Below are 16,536 nucleotides of genomic sequence, written 5' to 3'. Positions count from 1 at the left end.
ATCTATGACTTAGAAGATTTAAAGAATATAGTCGCTAAATATATCAACTGGTACAACAATAAACGTATTTCTTTAAAGAAAAATGGATTGTCTCCTGTAGAATACAGGGAACAATCCATGATTTCTTAAAACTTATAAAAATGTCTAACTTTTTTATTGCACTTCACCAGTAATAATTTACTGGTCAGAACCTTTTTATTTATATTAAATTCAAAATATGAAGAATTGATTTAATGAATCCTTTATTACCTGTTTGTGCCATCTTAGATGTAGATTCTGCTGGATTGGAATCTACATTACCAGGTGTAGTTTCTTCGTCCTTTGGAGTCTCAGGTCTTAAGTAATTCAATACTTCATTTGTATCTTGTGGATTATTGTTCAAGCTCGAAGTAGCAACATCTCTAATTACTGTTACGTCGGATGTATCTGTTACTTCGTCTTGTTTTGTATCTGATGCGGATGTTGTAGAACTATTAGTACTATCTTTCTTATCAGTACTTGGATCTGTTAAGAGATCTTGATCATCGGTCTTGGCGTTCTTTGCAACAACTTTACCTTCAACAACTAATTCATAAGTTTCACCGTTTAGATCCATATTCTTTAAGAATGAATCTGATGCAGTGAATAGAACTGTATTTGAATTCTCATCGAAAGAAAGATCACTTTCTTCACTGGCCGTCTTACCATTTGCTTTATTAATTACATATGCTTTTGTATGTGCAATGTTATCAGGTAATGGATCAGTGATTGAAAATTCAGTATATCTCTTAGAAATTGATTGGTTTAAAACGCCAACCTTTTGATCAATATGGTATTCGATTTCATCCCCAAGTTTAACGTCTTGCTTGTTGATGTCTTTACCATTTTTATCAGTTACAGATTTAGTTGGTTTAGCAGGAATCTCATCACCATCTACCGGATTTTGAACTTGGTTAGTTGATTGAGATTGTCCGCTAACAATAGAGTTGGCAATATTTTCAATTTCACCGCTATCAACTGAATCTGATGTATCGTTGCTTAGATCGACTTTAGCTTTAATTACAAGTCTGTAAGTCTCACCTTTTAGAGCCATAGCAGATAGGAATGAATCGGAAGCATTCCACTTAACTGTGTTTGTTTCTTTTTCTAATGAAACTTCATCTGGAGAACTGACGGTTTCATTAGTATCTTTGTTTACTTCGGAATACTTGTTACTGATTTCTTATTACGAAATAAATATTTTTCAATAAATCAAAGATACACGCCTTTTCTCCTATATTTTTATTGATTTTAATATGATAAAGTATTATTTAGGTTACAAATTTATCTAAATAAAAATTGGGGATTACCGATGAATACTAATCGTTTGAGGAATAGTAATATTGAATTTTTGCGTATTGTCAGCATGTTGTTTATTACGCTACACCATTTTAGTTTGTGGAGTCGGGGAGGAGTAGCTGATACTCTGATAGCTAATAACCAGTTGCTGAGAGCATTTTACTCATTGTTCTATTTGCCACTAGGGGATATAGGTGTTTATGCGTTTGTAATGATCACAGGCTACTATTTAGGAAGCAAAGAGTACGATGAGAAACGAACTTTAAAAAAGGCTGTTTCTATATATGCTCAACTTTATTTTTACAGTATCTTGTTTCTCCTTGTGGCAATTTACTTAAAGATGCCATTGAAAGGTAATTACAGTATTTGGAAGTCGATCATGCCGTTGACCTTTAATCATTATTGGTTTGTAACGGCGTATATATTACTGATGTTATTCGTACCCTACATCAATAAAGCAGTAGCAAATCTTAGCCGGAACAGGTTTATCTACTTGTTGGTTATTTTGATTGCTTCGTGCAGTATCTTCCCTTTGATCAACAATAATGTTGCTTCAGAGTCAGTCGGATTGGGTATCTTGATCACGGCTTACTTAGTGGGGCTGTACATTAGAAAGTTTGTTAAAAAATCTAACTGGAACTATTTGATAGGATTAGCTTTGTTTGTCGTTAATTTAGTAATAATTTACGGAAAAATGTACTACGATATTGTCTTTTCTAAAAATCGCTATACAAATATCTACACCGGATTTTTTGCTCTTATTTGTTCGTTGGGATTGTTTTTGATATTTATAACATTCAAAACACGGTTTAATAGCATGATTAATCAAATTGCTAAGCACATGTTTGCGGTCTATCTGATAACTGAAAATATATTTGTCTTAACTAAAATGTGGAACCATTTCACCTTTAGCAATACGGAAAATCTGATCAAGATGAACTTGTATGGTTTCGTTGCTGTATTAGGAATAATGGTGATTTGCTATTTTGCAGATATTGGTCGGTCAATTATCTTTAAAATCATTGCATTCGTCTTTCACAGACATAAAACAAGTAAAAATGAAGTCCCAATCAAGATAAATTAGTAAAATTAATTTTTAAGTTCTTAACTAAAATTTGGTTAAGAGCTTATTTTTATTTTCAATATTCGTTGCAAGTATAATATAATGATATGTGATGTTAATATTTATTTGAGAAAATATGTTTTAACAAATAAAATAGCTGAAAACTTTGGTGTGCCAGTATAATACTCTGATTAATTTCTGTTATACTTTAACCAATAAACAATGCGAAACCCTATATCGTGAAAGAGGGATAAAATGAGTAAAGTAAAAATCATCACCGATTCATCTATTCAAATAACTTCAGAGGAAATCGAGAAATATGACATTGGCGTTGTGCCTTTGACAATTAATATCGATAACAACACATATACCGACGGTGTTGACATTACGCGTGAAGAATTTGTTAAGGAAATGGATTCTTCAAAAGAACTTCCTAAAACTTCACAACCATCAATTGGTACCTTTATGAAGGTCATTGATGCGATACCTGAAGATTATACTGATATTCTCTCGATCAATATGACAGAGGCTATCAGCGGAACCGTTAATGCAGCCAGACAAGTAGCTGAAATGACTGATAAACACATGGAGGTAGTCGATTCAGAGTTTACTGATCGCGCTTTAGCATTCCAAGTTATCAAAGCTGCCCAATTGTCAGAAGAAGGCAAGTCGATTGAAGAGATCAAGACTGCTATTCAGAAGGTTCGCGATGAGACTCGCTTATACATGGGTGTTACGAGTATTGAAAACATCTTGCGTGGTGGACGCTTGAGTCGCTTTGCCAGCACATTGTCAACACTGTTAAATATCAATGTTGTTTTAACTTTGAAGAATAACAGTTTGGATATTGCTAAGCGTGGCCGTGGTAGAAAGACAATTGAAAAATACATGAACAATGTCATGGAAGAAATTAAAAGCCTAGAAAATATTAAGGCTATCGGTATTTCATACGTTGATAAGTTGGACTATGTTAATGAATTGAAGGAAAAACTCAAGGAAATCGTTCCCGATGTTCCTTTGCTAATTAGAGTTACAAGTCCTGTTATCGCAACACATGCCGGTTCAGGTGCTTTCGCCATTGAGTTTTATACTGAATAAACATATTTATATATAAAGAGGGTGAGAGATAAATTCTGTCTTACCCTCTTTTTTGAAAGATGGATTATATATGAAGAAAAGAAATATTTGGATATTAGCAATAATTATTATTTTATTAGTAGGTGGTGGAGTAGGTTATTACTTTTTGAACAATCAAAATGGTGAGAAAACGACGCAAGTTACTAAGAAAAGTAAGCCTAAGAAGGCAAAAAAGAAGATCAAAGTTGACCCCAATAAATCTCATATCAATATCGTTGCGGTTGGTGATTCGTTGACACAAGGCGTTGGTGATCCTAAGTCAGTTGGCGGTGGATATGTTACTCGGTTGAAGAGAAAGATTGCTACTAAGTATAAGGTAAAAACTTCGGCCTATAATTATGGAGTTTCGGGTGATACTAGCACTCAGATTATTTCAAGGATCAAGTCTGACAAGAAAATGCATGCTGATTTGCCTAAAGCAGACGTGATTACGGTAACTGTTGGTGGCAATGACTTTATGCACTTATTGCAAAAAAAAGGAATTGATTTAACTGAATCAGATATTGCGACTGAAGAGCAACAATTTGATGTTCGTCTAAAGAATTTGTTGGATGACTTAAGGTACTATAATAATGATGCACCGATTTACCTGATAGGTATTTACAATCCCTTTAGTATCTATCTAGCTAATGTTAAAAATGCTAAGACAGCCTTCATTAATTGGAACAAGGCCTCAGCACAAGTGGCAAGTGAAGAAAAATTGACTTATTTCATTGATATTAATAATCTATACCAAACTAAAGAGGTCGATAAAAAAGCTAAGAAAACCGGGACTAATCCTTATCTTTACAAGAAGGACCATTTCCATCCAAATGGGACCGGATATGATATGATGACTGAAAAAGTTTTTGATGAAGTAAGTAAAACAACGAAAGATTGGCTGATTAAATAATGAAAAAGAATTACTGGAAATATGCGTTTATTGCTTTAGTAGCAATTTTAGTAGTAAGTTTAGGTATAATTGGAACCAAGGTTATGAGTGCCCCAGATGAGACATATAAAGTAACCTCAAAGATCGACACAAGTGATCGAGTGTTCACCGTCAATATGGACAAAACTGAAGCCAACAAAATGGCACAGTATTACTTGAAACATACGTTGAATGATGGTAAAACACAGTATCAATTAAAATTGAAAAAAGATGCTGAATTAACTGGAGCTATTGCTTTTCTAGGTTCAAAGATCCACTTTAATTTAGTTATGCAGCCTTACGCTAAAACTAATGGGGATGTGTTACTAAAAGCTAAGAAATTGAAAATCGGCGACTTGTCATTACCTATAACTTTTGTTATGAATTATATTAAGAACAGTTTCAAGGTTCCCGATTGGGTAAGTGTTAATGGCGGCGACAAGACAATTCTGTTAAAATTCACTAAGTTTACAACCAAAGATGGATATGGTATTAGAGCTAAGAAAATTGATTTGAAGCAGGATAAATTATCTTTCTTAGTTATGAATGAAAAAATAACTAAAAATCAGTAAAGGACTACAATATGAGGCGAAGTTTTTACGAGTTTTTAATGACTCAAAGAAATGCTGAAAGTGTTGAACCAGATGCAGAATTTGCGAACAACGCTTTCCGCGACCAATCCTTCCCTAAACAGGAACAGGATTATGAGAAAATTTCTGAATATTTAGAACTAAACGCGGGCTATTTGCCCAGTATGACTATTTTTGATGAAGTTTATGCTAAATATCAAGACACAGATAGGAAATAGGTGAATAATTTATGGTGATGCAATGGTATCCGGGTCATATGAACAAAGCAAAAAATCAAGTCCAAGATCGTCTAAAAATGGTCGATATTGTATTGGAAATTGTTGATGCAAGATTACCATTTTCTTCTAGAAATCCTGTTTTGGAACAGATAATTGATCAGAAGAAGCATATTATTATTTTAAATAAATCTGATTTAGCTGATCCTAAGAGAACTAAAGATTGGAAAGTCAATTTTGAACAAGAAGGTACTAAATCAGTTGAACTAGATGCCAAGCACAACAAAGGTCTAGGTAAATTGAAGGACCTTATTCGTGGTGAATTATCAGATAAAATTGCTAAATACGAAGCTAATGGTGTTAAGAACTATCGGATCAAGGCAATGTGTATCGGAATTCCTAATGTTGGTAAATCAACTATCTTAAACAGAATTGTTGGTAAAAATGTAGCTGTTACTGGTAATCGACCAGGTGTTACTAAAAACCAAAACTGGTTGAAAACAGAATTAGGAATTGATCTATTAGATACACCGGGTATTCTTTGGCCCAAGATCGATGATCCTAAAGTTGGTATGAAACTCGCTCTATCAGGTGCAATTAAAGATAAAATCTATTCTCCTGATGATGTGGCGATTTATGCTTTGAACTTTATGGAAACTTATTATATTGATGAGTTGATGGACGCTTATAAGATCGATCGAACAGATCTTTATAATAGTACTACTCCTGAATTATTGATGAATTTGACCAAGAAATTTGGTTACAAAGATGACTATGATAAAGCATCACGTAAAATTATTAATGATGTCAGAAAACTGAGATTTGGGCGTATAACGTTTGATATTCCGGGTGAGTTCTATGAGGAATAGCTTGACCATCAAAGACGTTAAAGAACTACTTGAAGATGGTGTAAGTGCACAGCAATTAAAGGATTTAAAAGCAGACTCTAGAGCTGGCGTTCAGAAGCTGCTGATTCAATTTGAGAAAAAGAGACTTAAAAGGGCAGAATTACTCGAGAGGTTTGAATCCAAGAAACATTATGAAAGAACTTTTTGGGAACATGATTTATTAGTAGCCGGTGTTGATGAAGTAGGGCGTGGACCTTTAGCTGGTCCCGTCGTCACAGCAGCGGTTATTTTGCCGACTAATAATACACTCTATGAAGTCGATGACTCAAAAAAATTGTCTGGTAAAAAACGTGAAGAACTTTATCGTCAGATCTGTGAGCAGGCGATTGACATTAGTATTGGTGTTGGCAGTCCTGAGATGATCGATAGAGAAAATATTTATCATGCGACTGAATTGGTTATGAAACAAGCAATCGATGGTCTATATGTTAAACCAGATCATATTTTGGTCGATGCGATGACGATACCGGTTAAAATTGGCCAAACGAAGCTGTATAAGGGCGATTCCAAATCATTGAGTATTGGTGCCGCAAGCATTGTGGCCAAAGTTGCTCGTGACCATTTGATGAATATGTATGCCAGAATATATCCGGAATTTAATTTCGTCCATAATGATGGATATGGTACCAAAGAACATCTAATGGCACTTGAAAAATATGGTCGTACACCGATCCATCGTTTAAGTTTTTCACCTGTAAAACAAATCAATAAAATTTATTAAGCACTGCTTTCGTAATTTCTTTTAAGAAAGCGGTGTTTTTATTATGGATAAACTGACAAAAATTTTGATTAAGTGTCGATTGACTAATTTAGTTTCAAACCAAGATATGTTAAAAATTATAAAAAAATCTATAAAAAGTGCTAATCTAGAATTGGATACGCTTAAAATAATAGAAGAAAGCCGATCAAAAAAAGAATTTGACCAGTTTCTTCCATTATTTAGGAGTTTAGGTACTAAAAATATCCAGGCAATAAATTATTTAAGCGATGAATATCCTGAAGGCTTACGTGAGATTTATAATCCGCCGGCACTTTTGTTTTATCAGGGTCGGATCGAACTTTTGAAAACTAAAACGATTGCAATAGTTGGAGCAAGATCGGCTAGTAATTATGGTATAAGCTGTGTTGATGGTCTTGTACCAAACTTAATTGACCGTTATACTATTGTGAGCGGTTTAGCAAACGGGATAGATGGACGGTCTCAACGCTGTGCGGTAGCTAATGGCGGCAATACCATTGCTGTTATTGGTACCGGGTTAAATCGCTTTTATCCTCGTAATAATCAGGGATTACAGAGACAAATTGCCAACTATGGATTAGTTTTGAGTGAATATCCACCAGATAGTTTTGCAAATCCTTGGCATTTCCCGCAACGTAATCGTATTATTGCAGGTATAAGTCAAAAGTTAATTGTCGTTGAAGCTAAGAATCATAGTGGGGCTTTGATAACGGCAGGTCTTGCTTTAGAAAATAATCGTGAGATTTATGCTATTCCCGGAAGAGTGGATTCTGAACTTTCAGATGGCTGTAATCAATTGATTTTTGATGGAGCAATACCACTTTTAAATGTTGAAATTTTAAAATAATCTTTGTTAAATGAATAATAAAATGTATCATTTGAATTGACAAATCAGAAATCTATACTTAATATATTGAACAGTTTTCTAATTGATTCATTCAGAAAGGAGCACTTTGCGTGCCATCAAAACAAAAGAACCTGGTGATCGTAGAATCACCGTCAAAGGCAAAAACAATTGAGAAGTATTTAGGACGTAATTATCACGTTGTAGCAAGTTTAGGACATGTTCGTGATTTACCTAAGAGTCAAATGGGAATCGATTTTGATCATGACTATACACCCAAATATATTTCTATTCGTGGTAAGGGTCCGGTCATCAAAGATTTAAAGAAAGAGGCTAAAAAAGCCAAAAGAGTTTATCTGGCAGCCGATCCGGATCGTGAAGGAGAAGCCATTGCATGGCATGTTTCTCATTTATTAGGTCTTGATTCTGAAGATAAAAACCGTGTTGTATTTAACGAAATCACTAAAGATACTGTTAAGCAGGCTTTCAAGTCACCGCGCAGTATTGATATGAATTTAGTTGATGCTCAACAAGCTAGACGTGTTCTGGATAGAATCGTTGGATATTCAATTTCCCCAATTCTTTGGGCAAAAGTTAAAAAAGGACTTAGTGCCGGACGTGTACAGTCTATTGCTTTGAAGTTAGTTATTGAACGTGAGAAGTCGATCAAGAAATTCATTCCTGAAGAATATTGGTCAATCGAATCAACTTTCAAGCATGGCAAAGATGTTTTCAATGCTAATTTTTATGGTGTTGATGGTAAGAAGCTCGAATTAAAGAATAATGATCAAGTCAAAGATGTCTTAGCTCGTGTAGATAAGAATGAAGACTTTATCGTTGAGAAAGTTTCTAAGAAAGAACGTAAGCGTTTACCTGCTGCTCCATTTACAACTAGTTCCCTTCAACAAGAGGCTAACCGTCGTTTAAATTACAAGACAAAAAAAACTATGATGGTTGCTCAACAATTATATGAAGGAATCAATTTAGGGCGTAAAGAAGGTACAGTTGGTCTGATCACTTATATGCGTACCGACTCAAAACGTATTTCTAAAGTGGCTCAAGTTGAAGCATCAGACTTTATTCATGAAGAATACGGTGAACCATTCGCAGCTGTAAAGAAACGTCAAGATAAGAACCAAGAAGGTGCACAAGATGCCCATGAAGCTATCAGACCTTCATCTGTTTTCCGTACACCTAAGTCACTAAAGGATATCCTTAGTCGTGATCAGTATCGTTTATATGAATTGATCTGGTCACGTTTCGTCGCCAGTCAAATGACACCAGCCGTTTACGATACTATGGCAGTTGATTTAACTCAAAATGGAGTTAAATTCAGAGCTAATGGTTCAAAGATGAAATTTGCTGGATATCGTAAGGTTTACCAAAGTACCGCCGAATCGAACAAAAAAGATAATATCTTGCCAGAATTAACTGAAGGTGACCAAGCTACGTTGCAAGCCAACAATCCGGCTCAACATTTCACACAGCCACCTGCAAGATTTACTGAAGCCTCACTTGTTAAGGCTTTGGAAGAAAATGGTGTGGGACGTCCTTCTACATATGCTCCAACCATTGATACGATTCAAAGACGTTATTATGTAAAATTAAATGGTAAGAGTTTTGAACCTACTGAGTTAGGTGAGATCGTTGATAACTTGATTCAAGATTATTTCCCAGATATCGTTAATATCGACTTTACAGCTCATCTTGAAGATGAACTAGATGAAATCGAAGAGGGTAAAGAAAACTGGGTCAAGGTTGTTGATAGTTACTATAAGCCATTTGCTAAAGAGCTAGAATCAGCTGAAACTAAAATTGAAAAGGTTCAGATCAAAGATGAACCAGCAGGTATGGATTGTGATATCTGTGGGGCACCAATGGTTATCAAAATGGGACGTTATGGTAAGTTTTATGCTTGCTCACGTTTCCCAGATTGTCGTAATACAAAACCTATCGTTAAAGAAATTGGTGTAGTTTGCCCTAAGTGTAAGAAGGGACAAGTTATCGAAAGAAAATCTAAGAAGAATCGTATTTTCTACGGTTGTTCCAGATATCCAGACTGTGATTTTGTATCATGGGATAAGCCAGTTGGCCGTGATTGTCCAAAAGATGGTCACTACTTAGTTGAAAAGAAGGTCAAAGGTGGACGTCAAATTATCTGTCCTAATGGGGATTACGAAGAGGACATTCAAAAATAAATGTTAGAACAAAAATTAGTTGATCAATTTGTTGATTATCTGCTGGTCAATCACCACTATTCGGTGAAGACTAAGGAATCATACTTAGAAGATATTAATAACTTCGTTAACTTTTTGGAGCAGAACGGGGGTTTCAACGGCTATACGAAGGTAAATCGGGTAGACGTTGAGACCTATTTGACGTACTTGGATGAAAAAGATTACGCCGATGAGACGATTGCTAGGAGAATATCAGCCTTGCGATCGTTTTATAATTTCTTAGTTAAGAACAAGTATCTATCAGCTAATCCTTTTGATTTGGTACAATTGCGACATAAAGGACGAAAATTACCACATTTCTTTTACGAAAAAGAGATGCAGCAGTTGTTTGAAGCTGTAAAAGGCGATGATCCGCTGTCACAACGCAATTCAGCAATTTTAGAATTACTGTACGCCACGGGTATGCGTGTTAGTGAATGTTCAAGTTTGACATTAGGTCAATTGGATTTTACTAACGGAATTGTTTTAATTCATGGTAAAGGTGATAAAGATCGTTATGTTCCTTTTGGTAGTTATTCGCAGGACGCACTAAAAGAATATATTCATGGCGGTAGAAGTGAATTGATGACTAAATATCATCAAGAACATGAATATGTTTTTGTTAATAATCGTGGTAAAGAATTAACTAGTCGTGGGATCGAATATATTCTCGACCAAGTAATTAAAAGAACTAGTCTGACAGCAGATATTCATCCCCATATGATCCGGCATACATTTGCTACACATATGCTTGATCACGGAGCTGATCTGAGAACGGTTCAGGAACTTCTGGGTCACTCTAGTCTCTCAACTACGCAAATTTATACGCACGTAACTATGGAACACTTACAAAAAGACTATAAAAAGTATTTTCCAAGATAGGATGGTAATTTAAATGACAACAATCGTTGCTGTAAAACATGATGGTCACACTGCTATTGCTGGGGATGGCCAAGTTACATTGGGTGAAAAGTATATTATGAAAGGATCAGCACACAAGGTCAGAAGAATTTTTGATGATCAAGTTGTCATTGGTTTTGCCGGTGGTGTTGCTGATGCCATCACTTTACAAGATTGGCTTGAACAGAAATTAAAAGCTTATTCAGGTAATCTAAAGCGTTCAGCTGTTGAATTAGCTCAAGATTGGCGCAAAGATCCAACTCTACAAAAACTTGAAGCTATGTTGATCGCAATGGATAAGGACAGCCTTTTACTTATTTCAGGTAGTGGTGAAGTCATTGAACCGGATGAAGATGTTGTTGCAATTGGTTCAGGTGGCAATTTTGCCCAAGCTGCTGCTATTGCAATGCAAAGACATGCCAGTGATATGACTGCTGATGAAATTGCTCGTGAGGCTATTAAAATAGCTTCAGGGATTGATATTTTTACGAATGAAAACATTATTTCAGACAAATTTTAAAAATGGAGATCAATAAATGGAGACACTAACACCAAAACAAATCGTTGCACAATTAGATAATTATATTATTGGACAGCAAGATGCTAAAAAAGCTGTTGCTATTGCCCTATACAATCGTTATCGCCGTATGCAAGTACCAAAGAAAATGCAACAAGAAATAACACCTAAAAACTTAATGATGATCGGACCTACAGGTGTTGGTAAGACTGAGATTGCTAGAAGACTTGCCAAAGTAGTTAAGGCCCCATTCGTTAAAGTTGAAGCAACTAAATTTACTGAAGTTGGTTACGTTGGCCGTGATGTTGAATCAATGGTTCGTGACTTAGTAGACGTAGCTGTAACAATGGAAGAAAAAGAAAAATTTGATGAAATCAGACCAGATGTCAGTCGTGACGTTGATAAGAAATTAGTTAAATTATTAGTTCCTGGTATCAAAAAGGAACGTCGCCAAGAAAATAACATGGACTTTATGTCAATGTTGAACAATTTGCAATCTGCTAATGGATTACAAGATGCTCTTGGTCAAAATAACAATGATGATGATCCAGATAGTGATTCAGAAGTAACTGATTCGATTCGTGATCAACGCCTATCAGTTAAGGAACAACTTGACCAAGGCTTACTAGAAGACCGTGAGATAACTATCAAAGTTGAAGAATCACGTAAAGTTGGTCCTATGAATGACCAAATGGGTCAAATGGGTATCGACATGAGCGGTATGATGGATTCTTTGATGCCTAAGAAGATGATCACAAGAACTCTTCCTGTTAAAGAAGCACGTGAAATTCTGATTCAACAAGAATCTCAAAAACGTGTTGATCATGACGAAATCTATCAATCAGCTATTGAAAGAACTCAAGATAACGGAATCATCTTTATTGATGAGTTTGATAAGATTGCTGCTGGTGATAAGAAGAATTCTGGTGAGGTTTCACGTGAAGGTGTTCAACGTGACATTTTGCCTATCGTTGAAGGATCACAGATCAATACTAAATATGGTGCCGTTAATACAGATCATATTTTGTTTATTGCTTCTGGTGCTTTTGCGGAGAGTAAACCTAGTGATTTGATTGCTGAATTACAAGGACGTTTTCCGATCAGAGTTGAATTGAATGATCTTACGGAGAGTGACTTTATTCAAATTTTGACTAAACCGGATAATGCTTTGACGAAACAATATGTTGCCTTGACAAAAGCTGATGGAATCGATTTGACTTTCACTAAAGAATCAGTTGAAGAAATTGCTAAAGTTGCTTTTGACCTTAATAACGCTAATCAAAATATCGGAGCTAGACGTTTATCAACAGTTCTAGAGAAGATCCTTTCAGATATTTTATTTGAAGGACCGGATATGCAGATGGGCGATATTACTATTACGAGAGAGTACGTTAAAGAACAAGTCGGCAAGATCGTTGCTGATAAGGATCTTTCTCGTTACATCCTATAGGGTGGTGTAATTTATGGAGATATTTCAATTAAAGAATGATTATTTGACTATGCAAGTTAAATCTACTGGTGCTGAAATGATCAGTGTTCAAAATAGTGAGGAAACAGAGTTCATTTGGCAAGCTGATCCTGATATTTGGGGCCGTCATGCGCCAGTATTATTTCCGATCGTAGGACGTTTAAAAGACGACCACTATTTTATTGACGATCAAGAATATCAATTGAACCAACATGGATTTGCTAGGGATCAAGAATTTACTTTGGAGTCACAAACTGACTCTAAATTAGTATTCTTGCTGACAACTAATGATGAATTACTTAAAAAATATCCATATCATTTTGAGTTAAAAGTTGTTTATCAATTAGTTAAAGATAGTATTCAAGTCAGTTATCTTGTTAAGAATCTTGAAACAGAAGATATCTATTTCTCAATTGGAGCACATCCGGGTTTCTCAGTGCCATTTGAAAAAGATACAAGTTTTGAAGATTTTAGAGTTGGCATCAGTCCAAGTGAGTTGAGAACTAGTATTCCACTAGTTGGAAGCAATATCGACTTGAATAAGGAATTTAAAGTTGCTAACCAGGATCTAGAGCTGACACATGATGTGTTTGCTGAGGATGCAATTATTTACCGTTTGAACGATCCAGCTGTTTTGACGATCGAGAGTGAAAAGTCAGAACACAAGTTGACGGTTGATACTGGTAATGCCAAATTTGTTGGAATTTGGTCACCATATCCTAAAGAAGGTAATTTCGTTTGCATCGAACCTTGGTGGGGCATTGCCGACAAAACAGATACTGATAATCAATTTAAGACAAAATATGGTATTAATAAATTGGCTCCTGATGACCAATTTGAAGCTTACTACAGTATTTCGATCAAATAAAAAAACGACCATATTAATGGTCGTTTTTTTGTTGCTTCTTATACTGTAATCCAATTGGAACAAGATTTTCTTTGCCCTTTAGTAAACGTTTGATATTAGGGATGTGTCTGACGTAGATTATGATGGTTACTATCAGAGCTACGGTAGTTAAGATCCAATCATGCATGAATAGCGTTGCAATCGTGAATACTAAAACGGTTGTTAAACTGGCGACACTGACCATACTAGTTACATAGACGATAGTTGCTAAACAGATAAAACAAATCATGAATAGCAATGGGTTGTAGGCTAGTAAGATTCCGGCACTAGTAGCAACAGCTTTTCCACCTCGAAATTTCAAGAAGATCGAGAAGACATGTCCGATAACGGCGAATATTCCGATGAATAAGACCCAGTGATGATCAAGATTAAAGAAAACTGGCATCAATGCTCCTAAAGTTCCCTTTAAAATGTCGATCACTAATACGAATGTACCAGCGTATGGTCCAAAGACCCGATAGGCGTTGGTAGTTCCAACGTTACCACTGCCGTATTCAAAAATATTCTTATGAAAAAAGATTTTACCGACGATATAAGCGGTCGGAAATGAGCCAATTAGATAGGCTAAAATTGCACAAACGAGAAGTTTCATTCTAAAAATCACTCTCTTAGCTTTATTTTTTGGTATATTGTAACTCTATGGTACTTTTAAAAAATACTAACTAAGACATTATCTACTAAATCTGTTAGAATTGAAAGGAGCGAACATACGTTCAATTCTTAAGATTAATATCTTAATCTAGTGATATAATAGTAAAATGTTAACTTAGATTCTACAAAAAAGGAATGATTTGCATGCCAAAATCATCATATGATGATTCTTCGATTCAAATTCTGGAAGGACTGGAAGCAGTTCGTAAACGTCCAGGTATGTATATTGGATCTACGGATTCACGTGGATTACATCATCTAGTTTACGAAATTGTCGACAATGCTGTCGATGAGGCACTATCAGGATTTGGAAAAGAAATAAACGTAACAATTAATAAGGACAGCAGTATTACTGTTGTCGATCATGGACGTGGGATGCCAACTGGGATGCATGCGTCTGGTAAACCAACTATTGAAGTTATTTTGACTGTTTTGCATGCTGGTGGTAAATTCAGCGAAAATAGTTATAAAACTTCTGGTGGATTGCACGGTGTTGGTTCATCCGTTGTTAATGCTTTGTCTGAATGGATGACGGTACGTGTTGTCCGTGAAAACAAAGTCTATGAAGAGCGCTTTGAGAATGGTGGACATCCGGTCGGCACCTTAAAAAAGACGGGAACATCTAAAGAAAGTAATGGTACTACTATCAGCTTTAAACCTGATGCTAGTATTTTTCAGACTACTAAATTTAATTACGATACGTTAGCAGAACGATTACGTGAGTCAGCCTTTTTACTTAAAGGTGTAAAGTTCACTATTACTGATAATCGTGGTGAAGAACCAAAAGAAGATATTTTCCACTATGAAGACGGTATCCAATCCTTCGTTAAATATTTGAATGAAGATAAAGATACCATCGGTGGCATTTTCTATATTGAAGGAACTAATTCTGAGATTGAAATTGAATTTTCTGGTCAATATAATGACGGTTATTCGGAAAATATAATTTCATTTGTTAATAATGTTAGAACCGCTGATGGTGGGACACATGAGTCAGGAATGAAGTCTGGTTTGACAAAGGCTTTTAATGACTATGCTAGAAAAGTTGGACTTCTTAAAGAAAATAGTAAGAATCTTGAAGGTAGTGATGTCCGTGAAGGATTATCGGCTATTATTTCAGTGCGTATTCCTGAAGAGATCTTACAATTTGAAGGCCAGACTAAAGGCAAACTAGGAACACCTCAAGCCCGTTCAGCTGTTGATCAATTAGTTTATGAGCAAATGAGCTTTTACCTGATGGAGAATGGTGAACAGGCTCAGACATTAGTTAAGAAGTCTTTGAAGGCGCGTGAAGCGCGTGAAGCTGCTAGAAAAGCCCGTGAGAGCACTAGAAGTGGCAAGAAGAGTAAGAAAAACGATGGTCTGTTGTCTGGTAAACTAACACCTGCACAATCTAAAGATTCCACTAAAAACGAATTGTTCTTAGTCGAGGGTGATTCTGCTGGTGGTTCTGCCAAACAAGGCCGTGACCGTAAATTTCAAGCTATTCTACCTTTGCGAGGAAAGGTTCTAAATACTCAAAAGGCTAAGCTTGAAGATATTTATAAGAATGAAGAGATCAATACAATGATCTACACGATCGGTGCTGGAGTTGGAGCTGATTTCAAACTAGATGATCGTAACTATGACAAGGTTATTATTATGACTGATGCCGATGATGACGGATCACATATTCAGATCCTGTTATTAACCTTCTTCTATCGTTATATGCGTCCATTAGTAGAGTCAGGACACGTATATATTGCTTTACCACCTTTGTACAAGTTACAAAAGGGTAAAGGTGCTAAAACTCAGATCAAATACGCTTGGACACCTGATGAATTAAAAGATTCGATTCAAAAGATGGGCAAAGGTTATGAATTACAACGATTCAAAGGTTTAGGTGAAATGAATGCTGACCAGTTATGGAAAACAACCATGGATCCTGAGTCTAGAATTTTAATTAGAGTTAATATAGATGACGCTGCCTTAGCAGAACGCCGTGTAACAACATTGATGGGTGATAAAGTAAAGCCAAGACGTGATTGGATCGAAAAGAATGTTAAATTCAACGGTACTGAAGAGGGCGACACTATTTTAGAGAAAATTGATGATACTGATCCAATTGATCAAAATATCGTTGATGACTTATTGAATAAGGAATAGGTGATAAAA

Annotated in this window: 17 protein-coding genes; 15 read left to right on the top strand and 2 right to left on the bottom strand. The window is 35.6% G+C overall.

The annotated features are described in order from the left end of the window. Positions 1 to 129 (top strand): IS3 family transposase (locus tag EKM60_RS07615; RefSeq protein ID WP_225427027.1); only part of this gene is annotated, 129 nt, incomplete at its 5' end. 70 nt (positions 130 to 199) lie between these two features. Here EKM60_RS07615 and EKM60_RS07610 read toward each other — a convergent pair. Next, positions 200 to 1,198, bottom strand: coding sequence for a hypothetical protein (locus EKM60_RS07610; RefSeq protein ID WP_404811404.1), 999 nt, complete (start codon positions 1,196 to 1,198; stop codon positions 200 to 202). Positions 1,199 to 1,330: 132 nt separating this feature from the next. Here EKM60_RS07610 and EKM60_RS07605 point away from each other — a divergent pair, with 132 nt between their 5' ends. The 13 genes from EKM60_RS07605 to EKM60_RS07545 all read left to right on the top strand — a co-directional run bounded on the left by EKM60_RS07605 (position 1,331) and on the right by EKM60_RS07545 (position 13,692). Continuing rightward, entirely contained in the window at positions 1,331 to 2,401 is a 1,071-nt protein-coding gene (locus EKM60_RS07605; RefSeq protein WP_125714089.1) for an acyltransferase, read from the top strand. Between the two features lie 234 nt (positions 2,402 to 2,635). Next, on the top strand, positions 2,636 to 3,478 hold the full coding sequence (locus EKM60_RS07600) for a DegV family protein (protein ID WP_125714087.1): 843 nt from the start codon (positions 2,636 to 2,638) through the stop codon (positions 3,476 to 3,478). 70 nt (positions 3,479 to 3,548) lie between these two features. Next, the gene (locus tag EKM60_RS07595) at positions 3,549 to 4,409 is read left to right on the top strand and encodes a DUF459 domain-containing protein (RefSeq protein WP_125714085.1); all 861 of its coding nucleotides are present in this window, start codon (positions 3,549 to 3,551) and stop codon (positions 4,407 to 4,409) included. After that, the gene (locus EKM60_RS07590; protein ID WP_225427026.1) at positions 4,409 to 4,999 is read left to right on the top strand and encodes a YpmS family protein; all 591 of its coding nucleotides are present in this window, start codon (positions 4,409 to 4,411) and stop codon (positions 4,997 to 4,999) included. Before EKM60_RS07595 ends, EKM60_RS07590 begins: the two co-directional genes overlap by 1 nt. 11 nt (positions 5,000 to 5,010) lie before the next feature. After that, a complete protein-coding gene (locus EKM60_RS07585; RefSeq protein ID WP_125675986.1) occupies positions 5,011 to 5,235 on the top strand; it encodes a YozE family protein in 225 nt (74 codons plus the stop codon). Positions 5,236 to 5,246: 11 nt separating this feature from the next. Next, on the top strand, positions 5,247 to 6,101 hold the full coding sequence (gene ylqF, locus EKM60_RS07580; protein ID WP_125714081.1) for a ribosome biogenesis GTPase YlqF: 855 nt from the start codon (positions 5,247 to 5,249) through the stop codon (positions 6,099 to 6,101). Position 6,102: 1 nt separating this feature from the next. Further along, the gene (locus EKM60_RS07575; RefSeq protein ID WP_164508361.1) at positions 6,103 to 6,861 is read left to right on the top strand and encodes a ribonuclease HII; all 759 of its coding nucleotides are present in this window, start codon (positions 6,103 to 6,105) and stop codon (positions 6,859 to 6,861) included. Between the two features lie 43 nt (positions 6,862 to 6,904). Continuing rightward, positions 6,905 to 7,726, top strand: coding sequence for a DNA-processing protein DprA (dprA, locus tag EKM60_RS07570; RefSeq protein WP_125714077.1), 822 nt, complete (start codon positions 6,905 to 6,907; stop codon positions 7,724 to 7,726). A gap of 110 nt (positions 7,727 to 7,836) precedes the next feature. After that, entirely contained in the window at positions 7,837 to 9,921 is a 2,085-nt protein-coding gene (gene topA, locus EKM60_RS07565) for a type I DNA topoisomerase (RefSeq protein WP_125714075.1), read from the top strand. Continuing rightward, complete coding sequence (gene xerC, locus EKM60_RS07560) at positions 9,922 to 10,821, top strand: tyrosine recombinase XerC (RefSeq protein WP_125714073.1); 900 nt, start codon at positions 9,922 to 9,924, stop codon at positions 10,819 to 10,821. A gap of 13 nt (positions 10,822 to 10,834) precedes the next feature. Then, on the top strand, positions 10,835 to 11,359 hold the full coding sequence (gene hslV, locus EKM60_RS07555) for an ATP-dependent protease subunit HslV (protein ID WP_125714071.1): 525 nt from the start codon (positions 10,835 to 10,837) through the stop codon (positions 11,357 to 11,359). A gap of 16 nt (positions 11,360 to 11,375) precedes the next feature. Then, positions 11,376 to 12,806 (top strand): ATP-dependent protease ATPase subunit HslU, encoded by a 1,431-nt coding sequence (hslU, locus tag EKM60_RS07550; RefSeq protein WP_125714069.1) that lies wholly within the window; start codon positions 11,376 to 11,378, stop codon positions 12,804 to 12,806. A 13-nt stretch (positions 12,807 to 12,819) separates the two neighbouring features. Then, positions 12,820 to 13,692 carry an aldose 1-epimerase family protein gene (locus EKM60_RS07545; protein ID WP_125714067.1) on the top strand — a complete coding sequence of 291 codons (873 nt, stop codon included), beginning with the start codon at positions 12,820 to 12,822 and terminating at the stop codon, positions 13,690 to 13,692. A gap of 13 nt (positions 13,693 to 13,705) precedes the next feature. Here EKM60_RS07545 and plsY read toward each other — a convergent pair whose 3' ends face one another. Further along, complete coding sequence (plsY, locus tag EKM60_RS07540) at positions 13,706 to 14,323, bottom strand: glycerol-3-phosphate 1-O-acyltransferase PlsY (protein WP_125714064.1); 618 nt, start codon at positions 14,321 to 14,323, stop codon at positions 13,706 to 13,708. A gap of 203 nt (positions 14,324 to 14,526) precedes the next feature. Here plsY and parE point away from each other — a divergent pair, with 203 nt between their 5' ends. After that, complete coding sequence (gene parE, locus EKM60_RS07535) at positions 14,527 to 16,527, top strand: DNA topoisomerase IV subunit B (protein ID WP_125714062.1); 2,001 nt, start codon at positions 14,527 to 14,529, stop codon at positions 16,525 to 16,527. Positions 16,528 to 16,536: the final 9 nt, after the last annotated feature.

The organism is Companilactobacillus kedongensis, assembly GCF_003946625.1.
Classification (GTDB): domain Bacteria; phylum Bacillota; class Bacilli; order Lactobacillales; family Lactobacillaceae; genus Companilactobacillus; species Companilactobacillus kedongensis.
Note: the sequence above shows the minus strand (reverse complement) of the source record. Positions and strands in the feature narration are given on the sequence as shown.

Bases quoted from the DNA above. Each gene is read 5' to 3' on its own strand.
- xerC (WP_125714073.1), top strand. From the start codon at position 9,922: ATGTTAGAACAAAAATTAGTTGATCAATTTGTTGATTATCTGCTGGTC.
- ylqF (WP_125714081.1), top strand. From the start codon at position 5,247: ATGGTGATGCAATGGTATCCGGGTCATATGAACAAAGCAAAAAATCAA.
- parE (WP_125714062.1), top strand. From the start codon at position 14,527: ATGCCAAAATCATCATATGATGATTCTTCGATTCAAATTCTGGAAGGA.
- hslU (WP_125714069.1), top strand. From the start codon at position 11,376: ATGGAGACACTAACACCAAAACAAATCGTTGCACAATTAGATAATTAT.
- EKM60_RS07585 (WP_125675986.1), top strand. From the start codon at position 5,011: ATGAGGCGAAGTTTTTACGAGTTTTTAATGACTCAAAGAAATGCTGAA.
- dprA (WP_125714077.1), top strand. From the start codon at position 6,905: ATGGATAAACTGACAAAAATTTTGATTAAGTGTCGATTGACTAATTTA.
- EKM60_RS07590 (WP_225427026.1), top strand. From the start codon at position 4,409: ATGAAAAAGAATTACTGGAAATATGCGTTTATTGCTTTAGTAGCAATT.
- EKM60_RS07600 (WP_125714087.1), top strand. From the start codon at position 2,636: ATGAGTAAAGTAAAAATCATCACCGATTCATCTATTCAAATAACTTCA.
- hslV (WP_125714071.1), top strand. From the start codon at position 10,835: ATGACAACAATCGTTGCTGTAAAACATGATGGTCACACTGCTATTGCT.
- plsY (WP_125714064.1), bottom strand. From the start codon at position 14,323: ATGAAACTTCTCGTTTGTGCAATTTTAGCCTATCTAATTGGCTCATTT.
- EKM60_RS07545 (WP_125714067.1), top strand. From the start codon at position 12,820: ATGGAGATATTTCAATTAAAGAATGATTATTTGACTATGCAAGTTAAA.
- EKM60_RS07605 (WP_125714089.1), top strand. From the start codon at position 1,331: ATGAATACTAATCGTTTGAGGAATAGTAATATTGAATTTTTGCGTATT.
- EKM60_RS07595 (WP_125714085.1), top strand. From the start codon at position 3,549: ATGAAGAAAAGAAATATTTGGATATTAGCAATAATTATTATTTTATTA.